The 16,663-nt window shown below is 41.5% G+C and carries 20 protein-coding genes; 12 read left to right on the top strand and 8 right to left on the bottom strand.

Annotated elements, in window-relative coordinates; genetic code table 11:
- Positions 1 to 156: 156 nt before the first annotated feature.
- On the bottom strand, positions 157 to 1,254 hold the full coding sequence (locus Q338_RS08615) for an alpha/beta hydrolase (RefSeq protein ID WP_084693573.1): 1,098 nt from the start codon (positions 1,252 to 1,254) through the stop codon (positions 157 to 159).
- Between the two features lie 206 nt (positions 1,255 to 1,460).
- Here Q338_RS08615 and Q338_RS08610 point away from each other — a divergent pair, with 206 nt between their 5' ends.
- The 5 genes from Q338_RS08610 to Q338_RS15035 are packed head-to-tail and all read left to right on the top strand — an operon-like array spanning position 1,461 to position 2,993.
- On the top strand, positions 1,461 to 1,706 hold the full coding sequence (locus Q338_RS08610; RefSeq protein ID WP_034294260.1) for an antitoxin: 246 nt from the start codon (positions 1,461 to 1,463) through the stop codon (positions 1,704 to 1,706).
- Positions 1,703 to 2,095 (top strand): type II toxin-antitoxin system VapC family toxin, encoded by a 393-nt coding sequence (locus Q338_RS08605; RefSeq protein ID WP_034294258.1) that lies wholly within the window; start codon positions 1,703 to 1,705, stop codon positions 2,093 to 2,095. Before Q338_RS08610 ends, Q338_RS08605 begins: the two co-directional genes overlap by 4 nt.
- An 18-nt stretch (positions 2,096 to 2,113) precedes the next feature.
- On the top strand, positions 2,114 to 2,365 hold the full coding sequence (locus Q338_RS15045) for a LysR family transcriptional regulator (RefSeq protein WP_211249443.1): 252 nt from the start codon (positions 2,114 to 2,116) through the stop codon (positions 2,363 to 2,365).
- A 53-nt stretch (positions 2,366 to 2,418) separates the two neighbouring features.
- Positions 2,419 to 2,664, top strand: coding sequence for a type 2 periplasmic-binding domain-containing protein (locus Q338_RS15040; RefSeq protein ID WP_211249442.1), 246 nt, complete (start codon positions 2,419 to 2,421; stop codon positions 2,662 to 2,664).
- The gene (locus Q338_RS15035) at positions 2,601 to 2,993 is read left to right on the top strand and encodes a LysR substrate-binding domain-containing protein (RefSeq protein WP_211249441.1); all 393 of its coding nucleotides are present in this window, start codon (positions 2,601 to 2,603) and stop codon (positions 2,991 to 2,993) included. The genes Q338_RS15040 and Q338_RS15035 overlap by 64 nt, the downstream gene beginning before the upstream one ends.
- Before the next feature lie 82 nt (positions 2,994 to 3,075).
- On the opposite strand, the gene Q338_RS08595 is transcribed toward Q338_RS15035, so the two are convergent.
- The 3 genes from Q338_RS08595 to Q338_RS08585 form a co-directional block, all read right to left on the bottom strand.
- The gene (locus tag Q338_RS08595) at positions 3,076 to 3,507 is read right to left on the bottom strand and encodes an organic hydroperoxide resistance protein (RefSeq protein ID WP_034294256.1); all 432 of its coding nucleotides are present in this window, start codon (positions 3,505 to 3,507) and stop codon (positions 3,076 to 3,078) included.
- A gap of 125 nt (positions 3,508 to 3,632) precedes the next feature.
- The gene (locus tag Q338_RS08590; RefSeq protein WP_034294254.1) at positions 3,633 to 4,049 is read right to left on the bottom strand and encodes a MarR family winged helix-turn-helix transcriptional regulator; all 417 of its coding nucleotides are present in this window, start codon (positions 4,047 to 4,049) and stop codon (positions 3,633 to 3,635) included.
- 161 nt (positions 4,050 to 4,210) lie between these two features.
- Positions 4,211 to 5,140: an alpha/beta hydrolase gene (locus Q338_RS08585; protein ID WP_034294252.1), complete on the bottom strand. Its 930-nt coding sequence runs from the start codon at positions 5,138 to 5,140 to the stop codon at positions 4,211 to 4,213.
- 192 nt (positions 5,141 to 5,332) lie between these two features.
- Here Q338_RS08585 and Q338_RS08580 point away from each other — a divergent pair, with 192 nt between their 5' ends.
- The 3 genes from Q338_RS08580 to Q338_RS08570 are packed head-to-tail and all read left to right on the top strand — an operon-like array spanning position 5,333 to position 8,107.
- Entirely contained in the window at positions 5,333 to 6,451 is a 1,119-nt protein-coding gene (locus tag Q338_RS08580; protein ID WP_034294267.1) for an AAA family ATPase, read from the top strand.
- The gene (locus Q338_RS08575) at positions 6,444 to 7,241 is read left to right on the top strand and encodes a hypothetical protein (RefSeq protein WP_034294250.1); all 798 of its coding nucleotides are present in this window, start codon (positions 6,444 to 6,446) and stop codon (positions 7,239 to 7,241) included. The genes Q338_RS08580 and Q338_RS08575 overlap by 8 nt, the downstream gene beginning before the upstream one ends.
- Positions 7,238 to 8,107 carry a LysR family transcriptional regulator gene (locus tag Q338_RS08570; protein WP_034294248.1) on the top strand — a complete coding sequence of 290 codons (870 nt, stop codon included), beginning with the start codon at positions 7,238 to 7,240 and terminating at the stop codon, positions 8,105 to 8,107. The genes Q338_RS08575 and Q338_RS08570 overlap by 4 nt, the downstream gene beginning before the upstream one ends.
- A gap of 46 nt (positions 8,108 to 8,153) precedes the next feature.
- Here the strand turns inward: Q338_RS08570 and Q338_RS08565 are convergent, their stop codons facing one another.
- Both Q338_RS08565 and Q338_RS08560 read right to left on the bottom strand, forming a co-directional pair.
- Entirely contained in the window at positions 8,154 to 9,365 is a 1,212-nt protein-coding gene (locus Q338_RS08565; protein WP_034294246.1) for an NADH:flavin oxidoreductase/NADH oxidase family protein, read from the bottom strand.
- A 134-nt stretch (positions 9,366 to 9,499) separates the two neighbouring features.
- A complete protein-coding gene (locus Q338_RS08560; RefSeq protein WP_034294244.1) occupies positions 9,500 to 10,279 on the bottom strand; it encodes an SDR family NAD(P)-dependent oxidoreductase in 780 nt (259 codons plus the stop codon).
- A gap of 165 nt (positions 10,280 to 10,444) precedes the next feature.
- On the opposite strand from Q338_RS08560, the gene Q338_RS08555 reads away from it, so the two are divergent.
- Positions 10,445 to 11,305, top strand: a complete 861-nt coding sequence (locus Q338_RS08555; protein ID WP_051968567.1) for an AraC family transcriptional regulator — start codon at positions 10,445 to 10,447, stop codon at positions 11,303 to 11,305.
- A 4-nt stretch (positions 11,306 to 11,309) separates the two neighbouring features.
- On the opposite strand, the gene Q338_RS08550 is transcribed toward Q338_RS08555, so the two are convergent.
- On the bottom strand, positions 11,310 to 11,630 hold the full coding sequence (locus Q338_RS08550) for an ArsR/SmtB family transcription factor (RefSeq protein WP_034294242.1): 321 nt from the start codon (positions 11,628 to 11,630) through the stop codon (positions 11,310 to 11,312).
- 160 nt (positions 11,631 to 11,790) lie between these two features.
- Between Q338_RS08550 and cysI the strand changes: the two genes are divergently transcribed.
- The gene (cysI, locus tag Q338_RS08545) at positions 11,791 to 13,527 is read left to right on the top strand and encodes an assimilatory sulfite reductase (NADPH) hemoprotein subunit (protein ID WP_034294240.1); all 1,737 of its coding nucleotides are present in this window, start codon (positions 11,791 to 11,793) and stop codon (positions 13,525 to 13,527) included.
- 159 nt (positions 13,528 to 13,686) lie between these two features.
- On the opposite strand, the gene Q338_RS13800 is transcribed toward cysI, so the two are convergent.
- Positions 13,687 to 14,259, bottom strand: coding sequence for an SMI1/KNR4 family protein (locus tag Q338_RS13800; RefSeq protein ID WP_051968566.1), 573 nt, complete (start codon positions 14,257 to 14,259; stop codon positions 13,687 to 13,689).
- A gap of 134 nt (positions 14,260 to 14,393) precedes the next feature.
- On the opposite strand from Q338_RS13800, the gene Q338_RS08535 reads away from it, so the two are divergent.
- The gene (locus tag Q338_RS08535; RefSeq protein WP_034294237.1) at positions 14,394 to 15,200 is read left to right on the top strand and encodes a sulfite exporter TauE/SafE family protein; all 807 of its coding nucleotides are present in this window, start codon (positions 14,394 to 14,396) and stop codon (positions 15,198 to 15,200) included.
- Positions 15,201 to 15,476: 276 nt separating this feature from the next.
- Positions 15,477 to 16,229: a type III-B CRISPR module RAMP protein Cmr6 gene (gene cmr6, locus Q338_RS08530; protein ID WP_245946722.1), complete on the top strand. Its 753-nt coding sequence runs from the start codon at positions 15,477 to 15,479 to the stop codon at positions 16,227 to 16,229.
- Positions 16,230 to 16,663 lie beyond the last annotated feature (434 nt).

The raw sequence follows: 16,663 nt of genomic DNA, 5'->3' as shown, positions 1-16,663 counted from the left end.
AGCTGCCATGTTGATGATGGCAACTTTGGACTATTTTTCAAACCCAAAACAGGTCGTCCGATTTTTTGTCGTGTACTGAAAGGCAGCCTGAAAACTGATTTTGCCATTAAAAACACCGCCTAATTTAAAATTAAACGGTGTTTCTTTCAAAAAAACTTATTTCAAATTCGCCTGATAAAACTCGGTTAATTTATCAACCACTTGCCCCACATACTCATCTTGGTTATACAAATCCATATGCCCCGCCCCTTTGACCAAAAACAGCTCTTTATTTTGGGCATTTTTGGCGGCATTATAAATTTCTTCGCTTTGCCAACGCGAACCCGACACATCGCCCGACACCACCAACAGCGGTTGGGTTAATAATTTATCCACATTATTCAAAGCATTATAACCCATCATATATTGCAAACTGCTGACGGTAAAACGGTTATTGGCGGTCGGATAAAAGCCCCGTTTGCCCGTGTAATAATCATAGGCTTCTGCCAAATCTTTGGGCGTGTCGGCATTCACAGGGAACAGCACTTCCATTAGTTTGACTTCACCGCCTTTGGCTTCAAGATTTCTTTGTTCGTTGGCGGTTTTAATGGCGGTTTCTTTTTCAGGCAGGCTCATTTCTTTGCCGTCCCAAGAATGGGTATAACGATGAAATGCACTCACGGTTGCCAACGCTTTGACACGCTTATCGGTTAGGCTCGCTTGCGTGGTAAATCCACCACTGGCACAAATCCCCAACAGGGCGATTTTGTCCTTATCCACATAAGGCAAAGTGGTCAAATAATCCACCGTGGCGTGAAAATCGCCAATGCGGTTTTCAGGTTTTTCCAAACGGCGTGGCAAGCCCCCACTTTCGCCCTGATAAGACGCATCAAAAGCAATGGCGATAAAGCCTTTTTCTGCCAATAATTTGGCATATAAGCCTGACGCTTGTTCTTTTACGCCACCGCCAGGGTGTCCGACCACAATCGCAGGATAGCGTTTGTTTTGATTGAAATTTTTGGGGAAATAGACATTGCCCACCATTTCAATGCCGTTGTTGTTGTAACGCACTTTTTGCATATTGTCAGAAATAGACTTGCGGTGTGCGTCCGAATAAATTTTGCCTTGTTCAATGCTGATACCGTGAATGTTCATCGTGCCTGCCTGTACTTGTTGTGAATGATGGTATGTGGATTTGGCGAAACTTTGTACGCCCACCACCGAACCGATTAACGCCACTGATAAAACGCTGGCTTTAAAAAATTTGTTCATCATTAAACCCTTATCAAATTAAAAAATAAAATTACCAAATGAATGTGCGTATTATACGGATTAAAATTGGTTTGATAAGACGGCTAAAAATGAATACAATGGTTTGAAATTTTGAACAATCATTTTTCAGGCTGCCTGAAAAGCCATTGCAAAATGGCGGTTATTTTTGCATAATAGATATAAATCATAGCTATTTTTGGAGAAAAACAATGACCGCCACCGCAAAATTATTTTGGACGGGCAATTCCCAAGCCGTGCGATTGCCCAAAGAATTTCGTTTTGAAGGCAAAGAAGTCCGCATTTTTAAGCAGGGAAATCAAGTGATTATTGAGCCGATTGTGGACGATTGGGATTGGGTCAATGATTTAGAGCCATTTGACGACACAATGGAACACGCCATTTTGGAGTTAAAAAACGATGTGCCACAAGAGCGAGATTGGAGCGTTTTTGAATGAAATATTTGCTGGATACCAATATCATCATCGCTTTTCAAAAACAACATCAGGGCTTGTTGGCACAAATGAAAAAGCATTCGGTCAGCGATTTTGCCTTGTCCAATATTGTGTTGTTTGAATTGGCATTTGGGGCGTACAACAGCCAAAAAGTAGATGAAAATTTGCACAAATTAAGCCGATTACGCTTTCCCACTTTGCCTTTTAACAGCCAAGACGCTTATCACGCAGGCAAAATTCGTGCCACTTTACAGCAAAAAGGCACGCCAATCGGTGCGTATGATACGCTGATTGCAGGGCAAGCCATTGCCCAAAATTTGATTTTAATTACCCATAATATTAAAGAATTTCAAAGAGTTGATGATTTGAAATTTGAAGATTGGTTAATTTGAAAATAAATCGGTAAAAAAATGCACCAACACCACGACTGGCGACTGTTTTTATCTCTCGCCCACACCCAAAGTTTTACCAAAACCGCACATCAATTAGGCTTGGCTCGCTCGTCCGTTTCGCAAGCGATTGGCACATTGGAAGACAAATTGGGCATGCGCCTGTTTCACCGCACCACCCGTTCGGTTACTTTGACGGACGCAGGGCAAGCCTTATTTGACCGCATTCGCCCCTATTTGCCGAAATTGACAGCCATATCAATGAAGTTTTAAACCTGCAAAACGAACTGCGTGGCACGCTCAAAATCAACGGCACGCCCAATGCGATGTATTTGCTTTGGGATAAATTTTGCGAATTTGGCAAGCAAAACCCCGATGTGGCGTTGGAGCTTGCCTGCGACATTCGTTTTGTGGACATTGTCAAAGAAAAATTTGACGCAGGCATTCGCACGGGCGATGTGTTAAATCAAGATGTGCTCGCGGTTAAAATTTCTGATGAAAATACAATGTGTTTGTGGCAAGTCCTGCCTATTTTGCCAAGCACGGCACGCCCCAAACGCCCCCAGAATTGAGTGTTCACGACTGTGTGCGGTTTCGTTTGCCGACTTATGGCGGTTTGTTAAATTGGCAATTTTTATCGCCACAAACAGGCGAAGTGTTGACGCAAGCGGTAACAGGCAAATGGATTTTTAATGATATTCAACTGCTGATTTTGTCGGCATTGGACAGCGTGGGCTTGGTGTGGATTGAACGGGCTTTGGTGCGTGAATTTTTGGAAAATGGGCGGTTAATCAGCGTGTTAGATGATTTTGCAATGCGTTATCCGCCCGATTATCTGTATTATCCCAACCGCCAAATTCCACCGATTTTAAGGGCATTGGTAGAATTTTTAAGGGTTTAGGGTTTTCAGGCAGCCTGAAAGTTTTAAAATAAAAAACACCGTTTAAAATCAAATTTAAACGGTGTTTTCTTAAAAAAATCAATTACAAATCAAACTCTTCTACAACTTTTACATGCAACCGCACCTCCACATTGCCACGCACCGCATTGGAATACGGGCAAACTTCGTGGACTTTTTTAATCCATTTTTCAGCGTCTTCACGGCTCACGCCTTCCACCGTAATCGTGATGTCCAAATCCAAACCAAACGCCCCGTCCGCCTTTTGACCGATACCGACCGCCACGCTTGTTGATGATTTTTTGGCTTGAATGCCCAAACTTGGGGCGATGTGGTTCATCGCACTGTCAAAACACGCCGCATAGCCCATTGCAAAAAGCTGTTCGGGGTTGGTGCCAGTTTTACCGCTTTCGTTTTGAAAGCCGACCAAATCAAAGCCGATTGAGCCGTCATCAACACGGGTATGACCGTCTCGTCCGCCTGTTGCTGTTGCCGAAGTGTGGTAAAAAATTTTCATAAAATATTCCTTTAAAAGGTTGGTTAAGTTGATAAATCTATTATAGTCTAAAATTAAATTGTGTACAATATATTTTTGTAAAATTTATAAGCAAATTGTCAAAATTATGTCTTTTTATATAAAAATCAATTATTTAACTGACTGGCAATTTTTTGTAAGACCGCTACTTCATCAGCCGTTAAATTTAGGCAATCCGCCACTTGATTGGGAATATTGACCGCCTGATGTTCCAACGCTCGCCCTTGATTAGTCAGCGTGATGATGACGGTGCGTTCGTCCATTTGACTTCTCGTTCTGGCGATTAAGTTTTTGCTTTGTAAGCGTTTTAAAAGTGGGGTTAAAGTACCGCTATCAAGGTGCAATTTGTCGCCAATCTCGCCCACGCTTTGCTCGCCAAATTCCCAAAGAACCAGCATTACCAAGTATTGCGGATAAGTCAAATCCAATTCGTTCAAAAAGGGCGAATATTTGCGGACGATTTCTTTGGCAATGGCGTAAAGCGGAAAGCAGATTTGATTGGATAGGCGTAATTGTTCGTACATTGGGCAAACTCGTTTGGAAAAAAGTGCGACTATTTTAGCTTAAAATTAAATTGTTTAAAATCTATTTGTGGGGAATATTTTTCAGGCAGCCTGAAAGTTTATTTTGCCAATAAAAAAACACCGCTTAATTTTAAATTAAACGGTGTTTTCTTTTAGCCAATTTATTTCACTCGCTCGTTAATCCATTCCGCCACATCGTCATTGATTTTTTGACCGCCATTTTCCAGCATCAACAAATGCCCAAAATTCGGATACAAAATCAAACTTTTATCCACCGAGTTGGTTTCATTATAAAAATCAATGGCATCTTTGGGGGCGACAAACACATCTTTATTACCGCTAATCAGCATTACAGGGGCGACAAATTTGTCGTCATTGTCTTTTAAATATTTGATGCCTTCTTTAAAGCTGTTGGGGAACGATACCGAAAATTTGTTCAACATCAACGGGTCGCCACCCACCGACAAACCAGCCCCTTCAAACGGAATGTTGAGCGTGGTCAAAGACACCGAGCCGTCCACAAAACTGTCTTTTGGTTCTGGGCGTGGCAAATGCCCAAAATTCATTGTGTTATAACGCAAAACGCCCGCCGCCAAAATAAAGCCGTTCACATCGTGTGGGTACTTCGTGCCGTACAGTGCCGAAATGTGTCCACCCATAGAGTGTCCAAGCACAAAAACAGGCGTGTTTGGGTGTTCGGCTTTGGCTTTTTGCACCACCAAACGCAAATCTTCCACCATTTCAAAATAGCTGTTGATGTGAATGCTGTCTCGTCCGTCCGATTTGCCGTGCCCACGATGGTCAAAACGATAGACGGCAATGTCGTTTGCATTCATCGTTTTGGCAAAATCGCCAAACACCCCAGAATGGCTCGCCAACCCGTGCGAAATCACGACAACGGCTTTTGGCTTGGCGTTGGGAATGTCTTTTTGTAAGTGCAAATTTAAGCCGTCAAGGGTTTTGATTTTTTGTGCGGTTGATTTTGTAATGCTTAACTTGACAGGCTGTTCAGGCGTTTTGGCGGTTGCCACCGAACCAAAAGACAAAGATAAAGCCAGGGCAAGGGCGGTTGATTTTAATAAGGTTTTCATAAGGTTATACTCGCTTGATTGATTGGAATGAGCATATTATAAAATTTTAGAATTGGGAATGGAATGGCGATTTGTGGGAAGTTGGTTTTCGTTTTTGGAATGATAAAAAATATATTTTACCGTAGTTTTTCTACGGTAAAATATGCTACAATAATGTACCCCAAAACCAAAGCTATGACTAGGATTTTAAAAATGTTAAAAAAATTTACCGTCCGCAACTACCGTCAATTCAATGAACCGTTGGAATTTGATTTAACGGCTGGCAATTACGCCTTTAATCCTGAATGTACGCATAATGGTTTGGTAAAATTGGCATTGATTTATGGGGAAAATGGGACAGGAAAATCAAGTCTCGGTTGGGCTTTATTTGATTTAGTTTCACATTTGACAGATAACAATTTTAATCATTACTCAAAATATTGTCTAAATGCAAATTCTATTGATAGTTTTTCCACTTTTCAATTTGACTTTTTGTTTGATGAAACCTCGGTTTCTTATGAATATCAAAAAGATGAAGAAAGAAACTTGGTTTATGAAAAACTAACAATTGATAAAAAAGTATGTATTGAGTATAAACTAAACCAACCTTTTATTTCAAAATTAAAAGGTTCTGAAAATCTCAACAAAAACATCAATCAAAATCAAAACTTATCTGCCCTTAAATATGTTTACAATAATACAAACCTAGATAAGAGAAATAAAAACAATAAAGTTTTTGTATGCTTTATGAATTTTATTAATCATATCTTATGGTTTCGTAGTGTTCTTGATGATAGGTCATTTATTGGTTACAAGAAAGGCTCTGAAAATATATCGGAGCAAATCATCAAAAATAACCAATTAGATGATTTTGAGCGTTTTTTGAGCGATTGCGGTCTGGATTTTAAACTCGTTAAGTACAATGATATTAATGGTAGCAATATTGGAATTAAATTTCCAAATAAGAAAAAACCTTTGCCATTTTTTGAGATTGCTTCAACTGGAACAAGGAATTTAACCTTATTTTATTATTGGTGGAAAATTATTCAAGAAAACCAAGTTCCCTTATTATTTATTGATGAATTTGATTGCTCCTATCATTTTGCATTATCTGAAAAAATCATTGAGAAATTAAAAGATTTGCCTAATACACAGGTAATTTTAACCACACACAATACTAATTTATTAAGCAATGACTTAATTCGCCCTGATTGCGGTTTTATTATTAACGGTAAAAAAATCAAATCTCTTAATAATTTAACTGAAAAAGAATTAAGAGAAGTTCATAACCTAGAAAGACTTTATCAAGCAGGGCATTTTAACAATGAGTAAACAAGATATTATTTTGCTTATAACAGAAGGAGAAAAATTAGACATCAACATTCTTAAAAAAGTAAAAGACTTATTTTTTAAGAATAAGAATGTTAAAATATTTCCTGTCTGTTTGGATATTTATAATCTGTATCAAAAAATGACTAGAAATGATGATTTTGGTACAGAATTTATGGATACACTGATTGCCATTAAGGAAATTTGTAAAGAGCAGGAAAATAGCAACAGCCCAGAGTTGCTATTATTGCAACGCAATGAAATCAGTGAAATGTTTTTATTTTTTGACTATGATGGACATAGTTCACTTGCAAAAAAGTATCCAAATTGCATCAATGAAATGCTTACGCTATTTAGTGATGAAACTGGAAATGGCAAGTTGTATATCAATTATCCAATGGTAGAAAGTTATAAACATCTTATTCAAAACAAGATTGAAGTGGTGGATATTTTTCCAAAAGAACATTACAAAACCTTTGTTGCTAAAAAAGAAAATTGCATTAAAAAAGCAGAACAACTAACTAAACTTAGTAAAAAAGACTGGTTAGAATTATTTTTGCCACATTTAAAATCCACCAATGACTTATTTTATCAAGAGTTTAAATTACCCAGCCATTATTCCGAAACACAAGTAATGTCGCAATCTAATATTTACATCAAGCAAAAAGAAAAGCATATTGAACCGAATCAACAAATAATGGTGCTAAGTTCTTTTTCTTGGTTTTTATTAGAATATTTAGGAAAAAACTTATTTAATGACTGGCAAGCCATTGATAATAGGGAAAAACAATGAATCTAAACGCCTTATCCCTATTTGTTGCTGTTATCCAGCACGGCAGTCTCTCCAAAACGGCTGAAAAATTGGGCGTGCCGATTGCCACCATCAGCCGTCAAATTGCCGAGCTGGAAAAACACTTACAAATTCAACTGTTTGACCGCCAAAAATCAGGTGTTAAACCCACAATGGCAGGACAAAAACTCTATGACGAAGTGCATTTGTCCATTGATAATTTGTTGAATGCCAAGCAGGTTTTGTTTGACGATGAACAAAATTTAAAAGGCATTTTGCGGATTTCCGCGCCGCCCAAATGCGAGCCTGTGCTGGCGTGGGTCAGCGAATTTCAACAAAAATTCCCCAATGTGCAAATTCACGCCACGATGACCGAACGCATTTTTGATTTGAGTGCCGACAGCATTGATGTGGCGTTTCGCATTGGCGAGCTTCACGGTGAACATTTTATCGCCAAAAAAGTCGCCACGCTTGGCACAAAATGGGTCGCTCACCCCGAGTTATTGACGCGTTTTGGTACGCCAAGCACCTTGAAAGAATTGAAAAATTTCCCCATTGCCACTTGGGCAAAAAATGGCGAAAGCGAAGTCGTCATTCAAATGAATAAAGAGAAAATCGCTTTGCCGTTTTTGTTTGCCAGCAATGACGCTTCTGCGGTGGAATATATGGTTTTGCAGGGGCAGGCGATTGGGCAAATTTCTGATTTGACGGCAAATGAGTGGATAAAAGACAAGCGTGTGGTGGAGATTTTGCCCGAGCTTGCCAAGCCCAATTATGAATTGTTTATGCTCTATGCGTCCCAGCGTTATCCGTCTGCGATTGTGCGGGTGTTTGTGGAGTTCGTTTTGGGGAAAATTCAGGCAACCTGAAAATAAAAAACACCGTTTAAAATCAAATTTAAACGGTGTTTTTTGATTAACTCCGCCCTGTACTTAATCCAGCTTTCCCATTTGCCACAATCGTGTTGAACAACACTTTCCAAGCCGACAATTTCGGATTGGGCGATTTGCCTTCGCCAATTAAACGCATTTGAGCCATATACCAATCCATTTCCAAAACCGCTCCCACTTTTTTATCAAGCGGTGCCAAGCCTGTTTTAATGCGGTTGGTGGTCAGCGTTTGGTATGTGCCATTTTGGATTTGATTGGGCAAATCAGGGATTAAGGCAAGCGGACGAGCAATGCCGATTAAATCTAAATTGCCACTTTTTAAAGCATCATTCATTGCCGTTTCACTTCTAAATCCGCCTGTGATGATGAGCGGAACTTGGCTGATTTTTCGGGCTTTTTCGGCATAATCTAGGAAAAACGCTTCCCTTTGGCGGGTGCTGGATTTTTCAGCCAGCATGGCAGGGCTTTCGTAGTTTCCGCCAGAAATTTCAATAAAATCAATTCCCAATTCCGACAGTTTGGCAACAACGGCAAGACTGTCATTTTCATCAAAACCGCCTTTTTGAAAATCGGCTGAATTTAATTTTACCCCCACCAAAAAATCAGGACGGACAGTTGCACGAATGCCTTGATAAATTTTTAACAAGAAATTCATTCGGTTAGCCAAACTTCCGCCCCAATCATCGTTTCGCTGATTGTGGTGTGGCGACAAAAATTGACTGATTAAATAACCATGCGCGGCGTGAATTTGCACACCGCTAAATCCTGCTTGTTCGGCGATTTTGGCGGTCGTGATGAATTCGACAATAATTTGTTCAATTTCAACCACTTGCAAAGCTCGTGGCGGATTGATAAACCCGTCCATTCCCACCAGTGGCACGGCACTTGGGGCGACAGGTTCACGATTCACGGCTTTGGGCGATTGTTTGCCTGCGTGGTTGATTTGCATAATCATCAAGGTGTTGGCGGTTTTGCCAGCGTCCGCCCACGCTTTGAGCATAGGGAGCGAGCGGTCGTCCGACACCACAACATCGCCCACCGAGCCTTTGCCGTTTGGCGACACCATCACATTGCCCGTAACCAGCACACCCACACCGCCCATCGCCCAAGTGCGGTACAAATTGACGAGTGTTTGGGTTGGCTGATTGTCTATGGCAAGCTGTTCTTCCATTGCGGATTTGAAAAAGCGGTTTTTGGCGGTCGTGCCGTTGGGGAAAGTGAAAGATTGGAATAGCATAAAAGGTCTCTTTTAAGTTGATATGTTTAAAAATTTAAACATATTATAAGCGATTTTTTGGGGAAGTCAAGAGTTTTCAGGCTGCCTGAAAAGAAAAACACCGCTTGAATTGCTCCAAACGGTGTTTTTAACTCTTATACCAAGTGATACAAATGATTAAATTGTGGGTCAAGCAAACTTAATGTAAATTGCTCGTGATTGACCAAACCCACCACCTTATCGCTTTCATAAAGCTGGTACAAAAAGTCTGCCATTTCTTCGGCGGTATTGAATTTATTGAAATAAATGCTGTCATCGCCATAGGTAACGGTCTCGTCTTGCATTGCGGTTTTGGCAAAATCGGTTTTGGTGCTGGCTGGGGCAAGCACTTTGACTTGCAATTTTGCCCCTGTCATTGCCATTTCGTGTGCCAAACCTTCGCTGAACGCACTGACAAAATATTTTGTTCCACAATAAGCAGTTGCAAGCGGAGCAATGTTATAGCCCGCCCCTGATGAAATATTGATGAGCTTTGCCCCATCCACATCGGCAAAATCTTTGACAAACAAAATGGATAACACCGTCAAGGCTTCCACATTGAGCCTAATCATACTCAAAACACGGCTAATGTCGTGCTCTTTGACGGTTTCCAAAATGCCAAACCCTGCATTGTTAATCCAAGTTTCAATCGGATATTGGGTCAAGTCTTGGTACAATTTTGGCAATTCGTCAATTTGGCTCAAATCAAAAGGTTTGACTACCACATCAATATTGGGAAATTGTGCCAAAATGCTGGCTTTGATGTCGTTCAACTGATTTTCACGGCGTGCCACCAAAATCAAGTTTTTGCCTTTTGACGCAAATAATTTGGCACTCGCTTCGCCAATACCACCGCTTGCCCCTGTAATCACAATGTATTTGTTTTGGTTTTGCATAAGATACTCCAAAATGGGTTTGAAAAAGAAGTTGCTATTTTAAAGAATGACTGGCAAATGACGGTAAGTTGATTTTATCAAAGATTTGCCTAATCCTATCAAAAATGCCAAAAACCATCATTTTCTGCTACAATACGCTCTGTTTTGATAAAAATAGACAATACTATGCACGCTTTAATCCAAGAAATGTTAGGCTTTTTACAAAAAGATGAAATCAAAGCATTGCCAGAAGTGGGCTTGACTTTGTATCGCTGTGATACGCCTATTCCACAGATTAGCTATCTGCAAGAACCTGCGGTGTGTTTTATTTTGCGTGGACAAAAAACGGTGTATTGGGGCGAAAATTGTTTAAGCTATGGCGATGGGCAATATATGTGTTATTCGGTGGAATTACCGATTACAGGCGAAGTGCTGGGAGCGAGTGAACATTATCCTTATGTGGGCATTCAGATGAAATTAAATGCCCCCATTTTATTGCAACTGATGATAGATTTGGGCAAGTCGTCTGCTCATTTCTCATCGGATAGCCCTGCTCAAATTGGCACGATTAACGAGCCGATGATAAACGCTTTGCACCGCTTGGCAAATTTGGCGTGCAATCCTTCTGATGTGGCGATATTAGCCCCGCTCATTCAGCGAGAATTACATTATCATTTGCTAAAAAGTGAAATGGCGGACAGGCTTTATCAAATGGTTGCAGTGGGTGGTAATGTCGCCAAAATCGCCCAAGCGATTGCTTTTTTAAAGGCAAATTTTCGGCAAACCTTGACCATAGAAATGCTGGCAAATCAAGTCAATATGAGTGTGCCGAATTTTTATCGCCATTTTCGCCAAGTTACCGCCATTAGCCCCCTGCAATATCAAAAATCGTTGCGATTGACCGAAGCCAGGCAACGCATCAAACAAAAACAAGGCACACTTGCCCAAATCGCTCACGATGTCGGTTATGAAAGCTCCAGTCAGTTTAGCCGTGAATATAAAAGAATGTTTGGGATAAGTCCGAGTGCGGATTTTCAGGCAGCCTGAAAGTTTATTTCTGATTACTCGGACAATATTTTTTCATCAATGCCACAAGTTCGCCCATTTTTTCAATTTCATCTTTCATCGCCAAACTGTAAAAGCGTTCTTTGCCGATTTGTTCTACGCTCACGGCATTCGCCCCAAGCATAATTTTTAAATGGTGCGACACCGCAGGGCGAGACAAATGCAGGTTTTCGGTAATGTCATTGACCCGCATCGCCCCATTTTCCAGCAATAATTTTAAAATCAAATGGCGGTTTTCGTCCGAAAGCACGGTAAAAATGGGAATGCAGTCTTTGAGCAAGGTCATTGCGTGGGCTTGTTCGTTCATATTATTTGGATTATAAGTTTAAAAATATCAACTGATTATAAAGCGGTATAACCAAAAAATCAATTTAGAATTTTAACTTATAAAACAAATAAGAAAACAATATTTTTATATGATATATCAATCAATTATCATGTAAACTTCACAATCAGGAACCAACACCATGACCACACTCAAACCCTCCGACAACGAACGCTTAAAAGCCCAAAGCGATTATTTACACGGCACCATCAGCCAAGATTTGGGCGAACAGCTCACAGGCGGTTTTCAAGGCGACAATTTCCAGCTCATTCGCTTTCACGGCATGTATGAGCAAGACGACCGCGACATTCGCGCCGAACGCCTTGAACAAAAATTGGAACCCAACAAAAACGTGATGTTGCGTTGCAGGCTGCCTGCTGGCATTATCTCGCCAAAACAATGGCTTGGCATTGACCAATTTGCCAGCGAACACACGCTCTACGGCTCAATCCGCCTGACCAATCGCCAAACCTTTCAATTTCATGGCGTGTTGAAACACAACATCAAGCCCATGCACCAATGGTTGCACCAACTCGGTTTGGACAGCATTGCCACCGCAGGCGATGTCAATCGCAATGTGCTTTGCACGTCCAACCCAGTAGAAAGCAGCCTGCACCGCGAAGCCTATGAATGGGCAAAAAAAATCAGCGAAACCCTATTACCCAAAACAAAGGCTTATGCCGACATTTGGCTGGACGGCGAAAAAGTCGCCAGCACCGAAACCACCGAACCCCACACCCTGCCTGAAAACGTGAAAAGTGGCGACAAAATTGAACCCGTGTTGGGCAAAAATTATCTGCCGCGCAAATTCAAAACCACCGTGGTCATTCCACCGCACAACGATGTGGATTTGCACGCCAACGATTTGAATTTTGTGGCGATTGGCGAAAATGGAAAATTGATTGGATTCAATGTCTTGGTAGGTGGCGGTTTGTCTATGGAACACGGCAATCACAAAACCTTTCCCAATACCGCCAAAGAATTCGGTTTCATCGGCTTGGACAAGGTTTTGGATTGTGCGGCGGCGGTGGTTTCCGTACAACGCGATTGGGGCAACCGCAGCGACCGCAAAAACGCCAAAACCCGTTATACCTTAATCAACAAAGGGTTAGACAATTTCATTGCCGAAGTGGAAAACCGCATGGGCGCGAAATTTGGCGCGATTCGCCCCTATCATTTTACGTCTCGTGGCGACCGCATTGGCTGGGTTCAGGGCGAAGATGGGCATTGGCATTTGACTTTGTTTATTGAAAACGGGCGTTTGCTGGATTATCCGAATAAGCCTTTAAAAACAGGCATTCGCAAAATTGCCGAAATCCACACGGGCGATTTTCGTTTAACCGCCAATCAAAATTTAATCGTGGCAAATATTCCCGAAAATCAAAAAGATGCGATTGAACACATTGCGCGTGAACACGGCTTAATCAGCGACAGCATGACCCGACAACGTGAAAATTCAATGGCTTGTGTTTCCTTGCCCACTTGCCCCTTGGCGATGGCGGAAGCGGAACGGTTTTTACCGCAATTTGTTGATAAAATTGATGAAATGATGGCAAAAAACCAAATGCAACACGAACACATTGTTTTGCGCGTTACAGGCTGCCCCAACGGTTGCGGACGGGCGATGTTGGCGGAAATCGGTTTGGTGGGCAAAGCGGTGGGTCGCTACAATTTGCACGTTGGCGGCAACCGCGAAGGCACACGCATTCCGCGTTTGTTCCGCGAAAACATCACGGAAGACGAGATTTTGGCGATTTTGGATAATTGGATTGGGGATTGGTCAAAAAACCGTTTGGCAAATGAAGGGTTTGGCGATTTTGCGATTCGCTCGGGGATTGTGAAACCTGTGTTGGACGCGCCGAATGATTTTTGGCAGTAAATTTGTTTTCAGGCTGCCTGTAAAATACACGATAATTTTACCAGCAAGTACCACGCACCAAATCATTCAAATGATTTGATAATTTGGTGCGTGGTACGCACCCTACATGAAGTTTGTCGTATCCTTTTAGGCTGCCTGAAAAAAGGCGTAATACTGTGATTACAATAATATTCCTGTAACCAATTCTTTAAAATATTTATCGTGTTTATCTATTTTTCTATTAGTGCCTCGCCATTGTCGGATTTGTACTAAAAATTCAAATAGCGTACCCATCTTCTTGATTTCATCTGTATTGCCGTCCCATTCATAGACCATATCGTCATCATCATTGGCAAACATAAAATATTGATGAATATGCTCATTCACATTTGCAAAAATAAAGAATTTCTTCTCTTCAAAATCTATTTTGCCAAATAATTTAATGATGTTTTGGGCAAAATCGCCAAAATCCACTTCATCATCATAGATTTCATTCATGCTTTGTCTGTATTCATCAGTAAAATATTCTTCGCCACCTTCTCTATAAATATAAATCTCTTCACTAAGTAATCCACCAGAATGTTTGCCCATTGTCATTAAAAATTCTTTAAATTGTCCACGAATGGGCAAATTGTATTTTTGTTCAATTTTTTTAATTTCCTTTTCGGTGTATCCTTGAATCATTTCTGGATATTCAACAAATCCGTCATATTCGCTTTTGACGCTTAATAAATTTTTGATTAAATCATTCATGGTTGAAATTTCCTATTAGAGATGATGATTTGTGTAGCTTAATTCAAAATAAAATGATGGGCAAATGATTTTCAGGCTGCCTGAAATTTTTGCGCTACAATAGCCCCCTTTTTTGAAAAAATATTGAAACAAAAATGTGGTCTATTGAAATTTTGTTGCCCCTGATTGTCGCTGGGTTAAGTGCAGGATTTATCGCAGGATTATTGGGATTGGGCGGCGGCACGGTGATTGTGCCGATTATGTTGTGGTTTTTGGCTCGTTTGGACGTGGGCGGCGTGTACACGCAACATTTGGCGTTGGGGACATCGTTTGCCGTGATGATTTTTACCACGCTGATGAGCGCGTGGTCGCAACACAAACGCGGCGCGGTAAATTGGCATATTGTCAAATACTTATCGCCAGCTATGATTGTGGGCAGCTTGCTCGGCGCGTGGCTGACGCAGTTTTTGCCGATGATGTTTTTGCAGATTTTTTTTATTGGCTTTTTGTACGCGATGTCGGCGCAAATGTTGCTGAAATTGAAACCGAAACCCACGCGCCAACTGCCGCAACCTGCGGGTTTATTCGGTTCAGGCAGCCTGATTGGTATGCTGTCTAGCTGGGCTGGTGTGGGCGGCGGTGCCTTGTCCGTGCCGTTTATGACGTATTGCAATGTCCCCATTCATGTGGCGATTGGCACATCGGCGGCGTTGGCGTGGGGCTTGTCGTTTTCGGGGGTGGTGGGCTACATTTGGTCGGGTTGGAGCGTGGCTGGGCTGCCTGACGGCGCGTGGGGGTTTGTGTACGCGCCCGTGGTGCTGATTTTGGCGGCATGTACCATGAGCATGGCACCGCTCGGCGTGAAAGTTGCCCACAAATTGCCCGCCGATAAATTGAAAATCGCCATGGGGATTTTTCTGTTTCTGATTGCCTCGCAAATGGCGTGGAAGTTGTTGGCGTAAATCATTTCAGGCTGCCTGAATAATCCACACGTAGGTTTATTGTTACAACGTGGTTTGAAAAAATACGATGCAGCCAGTGAAAAACCCACTAAATCAGATTTAATTAAAAAGATAAGTGCAATTCAGATTAACACTGATGATAAAAATCTGTATTACAAAGCCTATCAACGCTAGAAGCAAATCACATCTGATGAACAGTGTTTTGCCGTTACTGCCGCCAAAATTGTGGGGCGGTTGTACACGGGATTGAGCAGCGCAGGCGCATTGGAAACAGGCTTGACCACACATCACACTTACGGTATGCCGATGTTGGCAGGTTCAAGCGTGAAAGGGGCGACTGCGAGTTATGCCGAAAAAATTGGGCTGCCTGAAAACGTCCGCCAAATTTTGTTTGGCGATGAAGATAATGCTGGCGCGGTGGTTTGGCACGATGCTTGGTGGATACCCAACGGTAAACCATTTGCGGGAGAAATCATCACCACCCATCATCAAGAATACTACAATGGCAAACAAGAACACGCCGATGAAATGGAAAACTCCATTCCCAATCAACAAATTGCGTGTCAAGGCAGTTTCTATTTTGTAGTAGAATGCGATAACACGGCTTGGGCGAATTTTGCCAATCAGTTGCTGTTTGAAATGTTGCAAAATCAAGGCATGGGCAGCAAGACGGCTTCGGGGTATGGGTATTTTACCGTTGATGAAACGGAGCAAAATCGTTTGAATGCTCAACGCGAAGAACAAGCCCAACAACGTGCCGAAGAAGAAAAAGCTGAAGAATTGGCAGCCATGTCCGAGCATGAGCGTTTTATAGCGAAGTGGAAAAGCAAATTATCTGATTATCTGAAAAACAATGCAGTATTTCTGATAAGGCGGATACCGATTTGTTTAACGAAATGGTGGCGGATTTTCAGGCTGCCTGCGACAGCGAAACGATATTGCCTGAACAGAAAAAGAGTATTGCGGAAACTTTCTCTGCCAGACGGCTTCAAGAACAACAAAGAAACTGGATTAGTGATAAACGCTTAAGAGAAATCATCAGACCTTTATTGGCAAAATTGCGTGGTGAAAATAATAGTTGATAAATCTATAATTTCAGGCTGCTTTGAGATTTTAGGCAGCCTGAAAGCCGCGCAGTGTGTGTTTTTTACATTGGTGTGAATTTTTCTTTCAACAAAATTTCATTGTAAATCATGGATATTTGGTTGGGTGGTGAATAATTTGATTTTCAGGTATTGACGATTGCGTGTGGGGTTGTCATAATTCGGTCTTTCGCTGCTACGGCAAGCAAGAGATTTTGAGATTAGTTTGTTCTTTAAGAATTAAGATTACCGATAAGTGTGAGTGCCTGATGGTCTCACACTGTTTTGAGAGTTACAAGATTATTTCTTGTTAATTTCTTTGAAGCAGACCAGAAGTTGTAGAAGTTAGAGATTGAACATAAGAGTTTGATCCTGGCTCAG

Source organism: Alysiella crassa DSM 2578 (assembly GCF_000745955.1).
In the GTDB taxonomy this organism is placed as follows: Bacteria; Pseudomonadota; Gammaproteobacteria; order Burkholderiales; family Neisseriaceae; genus Simonsiella; species Simonsiella crassa.
The sequence above is the reverse complement of the archived record's forward strand: the minus strand, read 5'-3'. Positions and strand labels throughout refer to the sequence as shown.